The 3394-nt window shown below is 66.9% G+C and carries 4 protein-coding genes; all 4 read left to right on the top strand.

Annotated features, from left to right (window positions below; translation table 11 throughout):
• Positions 1-124: 124 nt before the first annotated feature.
• Positions 125-1318, top strand: coding sequence for a kynureninase (gene kynU, locus BRAS3809_RS15430; protein ID WP_008963045.1), 1194 nt, complete (start codon positions 125-127; stop codon positions 1316-1318).
• Positions 1315-2154, top strand: coding sequence for a tryptophan 2,3-dioxygenase (gene kynA, locus BRAS3809_RS15425; protein WP_008963044.1), 840 nt, complete (start codon positions 1315-1317; stop codon positions 2152-2154). The genes kynU and kynA overlap by 4 nt, the downstream gene beginning before the upstream one ends.
• A 31-nt stretch (positions 2155-2185) precedes the next feature.
• Positions 2186-3010 carry a hormone-sensitive lipase gene (locus BRAS3809_RS15420; RefSeq protein WP_008963043.1) on the top strand — a complete coding sequence of 275 codons (825 nt, stop codon included), beginning with the start codon at positions 2186-2188 and terminating at the stop codon, positions 3008-3010.
• Positions 3011-3069: 59 nt separating this feature from the next.
• Positions 3070-3394 (top strand): hypothetical protein (locus BRAS3809_RS15415; protein WP_035656391.1); only part of this gene is annotated, 325 nt, incomplete at its 3' end.

The raw sequence follows: 3394 nt of genomic DNA, 5'->3' as shown, positions 1-3394 counted from the left end.
ACTTGCTCCATGGCGGCGGTCATGACAGAGCCTGATCGGGCGCCGGCGCAGATGAGCCGCCGGGGCGATCTGGTCTCTTGCGGCCCGAATCATGCATTCAGGACGGCGAACAGAGCAAGGCAGCATGGCGGATTTTTCACAAACCCGATCGCTTTTCAGGATTCCTGAGGGAGTCATCTATCTCGACGGCAACTCGCTCGGCGCGCTGCCCCTGGCGGTGCCGGCGCGCGTGGGCCGGATGATCGAGGCCGAATGGGGGCAGGAGCTCATCCGTGGCTGGAACAGCGCCGGCTGGATGGTGCAGCCGCGCCGCGTCGGCGATCGGATTGCGCGGCTGATCGGCGCCGCGCCCGGTACGGTCGTGATGGGCGACACGCTGTCGATCAAGGTGTATCAGGCGCTCGCCGCGGCGCTGTCACTCAATTCAACGCGCCGCGTGATCCTGTCCGATAGCGGCAACTTCCCGTCCGATCTGTACATGGCGCAGGGCCTGGTCCGCATGCTCGGCGACCGCGTCGCGCTGAAGGTGGTCGAGCCCGAGGAGGTCGAGGCCGCGATCGACGACAGCGTCGCCGTGCTGATGCTGACCGAGGTGGACTATCGCACCGGCCGCATGCACGACATGAAGGCGCTCACCAGGAAGGCGCACAGCGTCGGCGCGCTCACGGTGTGGGATCTCGCGCATTCCGCGGGTGCCGTGCCGGTCGACCTCGCCGGCGCGGATGCGGATTTCGCCGTCGGCTGCACCTACAAATATCTCAATGGCGGACCCGGCGCGCCGGCCTTCATCTATGTCGCGCCCCGTCATGCCGACATCGCGCCGCCGGCGCTGTCGGGCTGGATGGGCCACGAGGCGCCGTTCGCCTTCGATCTCGATTATCGCCCCGGTGGCGGCATCGAACGGATGCGCATCGGCACGCCGCCGATCATCGCCCTCGCGGCGCTCGATGCCGCGCTCGACGCCTGGGACGGCGTGTCGATGCAGGACGTGCGTGCGGCCTCGATCGCGCTCTCCGAGCTGTTCATCGCCGAAGTCGAGAAGCGATGTCCGTCGCTGAGGCTGGCCTCGCCGCGCGATGCGTCGCGTCGCGGCAGCCAGGTGTCGTTCCGCCATCCCGATGGCTACGCGATCATGCGCGCCCTGATCGCGCGTGGCGTGATCGGCGATTTCCGTGCGCCGGATGCGCTGCGCTTCGGCTTCACGCCGCTCTATATCGGCGAGGCCGACGTGCGCGGCGCCGTCGATATCCTCGCGGAGGTTCTCGACGGCAAGCTGTGGGACAGGCCGGAGTATCGCCAGAAGGAGCTCGTGACGTGAGCAGCGCGCCCTACGATCCCGCCACCGAAGGTGCGCGGATGAACTTCAAGGGACGGATGTCCTATGGCGACTATCTGATGCTGGAGCGCCTGCTCGATGCGCAGGCGCCGCTGTCGTCGGCGCATGACGAGCTCTTGTTCATCATCCAGCACCAGACGTCCGAGCTGTGGATGAAGCTCGCGATCCACGAAATCAAGGCGGCGATGGCCGCGATCGCGCGGGACGACGTGCAGCCGGCGTTCAAGATGCTGGCGCGGGTGTCGCGCATTTTCGAGCAGCTCAACGGCGCCTGGGACGTGCTGCGCACGATGACCCCCAGCGAATACACGCTGTTCCGCGACAAGCTCGGCGAGTCCTCCGGCTTCCAGTCGTTCCAGTATCGCTCGATCGAATTCCTGCTCGGCAACCGCAATCTCGCGATGCTGCGTCCGCATGCGCATCACCCCGAGCTGACCGCCGAACTGGAGTCGATCCTCGCCAAGCCGAGCCTCTACGACGAGGCGCTGCGGCTGCTGGCGCGGCGCGGCTTCTTCATCGGCGCGGATTCGCAACGGACCGACTGGCGCGGCACCCGCAGCGAAAGCGCGGAGGTCGCGGCGGCCTGGACCCAAGTCTACCGCGATCCGCAGCGGCACTGGGAGCTGTATGAGCTCGCCGAGAAGCTGGTCGACTTCGAGGACTATTTCCGCCGCTGGCGCTTCAACCACGTCACCACGGTGGAGCGCATCATCGGCTTCAAGACCGGCACCGGCGGCACCTCGGGCGTCAACTACCTGCGCAAGATGCTGGAGATCGTGCTGTTCCCCGAGCTCTGGAAGCTGCGCACGGGGCTGTGACGCCGCGCGCTCGTTCGATCAGGAGATCCTCATGCTGTATGCCGTCAAGGACTGGGACAACGCCTATGCCAACGGACCGAACATTCCCGGCGGCGAGCGCTGGCCCGGGCTGTGGGTCGCGCCGGCGGAAGCCTACCGCGCCGAGTTGACGGGGCAGGGCCGGGCCAAGCTCGACATCGCCTATGGCGCGCATGCGCGGCAGCGCCTCGATCTGTTCCTGCCCGAGGGGACACCGAAGGGTCTCGTCGTCTTCGTCCATGGCGGCTATTGGATGCGGCTCGACAAGAGCTTCTGGTCGCACCTTGCGAAAGGCGGCAACGCGCACGGCTTTGCCGTGGCGATGCCGTCCTACCGGCTTTGCCCCGAGGTCGGCCTCGCCGACATCACGGCCGATGTCGCCCAGGCGATCGGGCGCGCGATGGACGAGGTTGCTGGTCCCGTCGCCTTGACCGGCCACTCCGCCGGCGGCCATCTCGTCAGCCGCATGATCTGCCGCGGCGCGCCGCTGTCCGCCGAGCGACAGAAGCGCATCGGCAGCGTGGTCTCGATCTCGGGCCTGCATGATTTGCGGCCGCTGCAGCGGACCGCGATGAACGAGACGCTGCATATCGACGACGCGACGGCTGCCAAGGAGAGCCCGGCCCTGCTCACGCCGGTCGACGGCGCCAAGGTCACGGCATGGGTCGGCGGCGCCGAGCGCAACGAATTCCGTCGCCAGGCCCAGCTGCTCGCCAACATCTGGACCGGCCTTGGTGCATCGACGGCCTATGTCGAGGCGCCGGACCGGCACCATTTCGACGTGATCGATGAGCTGGCAGACGCGGACAGCGGGCTGGTGAAGGCACTGGTCGGATAGCGTCCCGGTGTCCGCGTTCGCAAGTCCCGAGACTGCTGATCGAGAGTGAGCCTGACGCGATGACTCCTGATCAGTTCGTCAAGGTCTTCGATATCCTCGACGCGGGTTTCATGGCCTCGTGGCTTCCCGCGACCGGTCTGCTCTTCGTCGTCCTGACCGGACTTCTCGCGGCGCTTCCCCGCGGGCTGCAGGCTCTGGGAATTCCGTATCTCCCGAAGTCGAAGATCGTGCGCTATGGCCCGGTCGCGTTCACGACGATTTGGACCGTCGGGGCCTTTGCGTTGACGTTCATTCCCTATCAACGTCATCACAGGCTGGCCATGAGCGGTGAATGCCGGATGGTCGAGGGGCCGGTCGAGCAGTTCACGCCAGGGCCGCTCGCGC

This window comes from Bradyrhizobium sp. STM 3809, from assembly GCF_000239795.1.
Classification (GTDB): domain Bacteria; phylum Pseudomonadota; class Alphaproteobacteria; order Rhizobiales; family Xanthobacteraceae; genus Bradyrhizobium.
The sequence above is the reverse complement of the archived record's forward strand: the minus strand, read 5'-3'. Positions and strand labels throughout refer to the sequence as shown.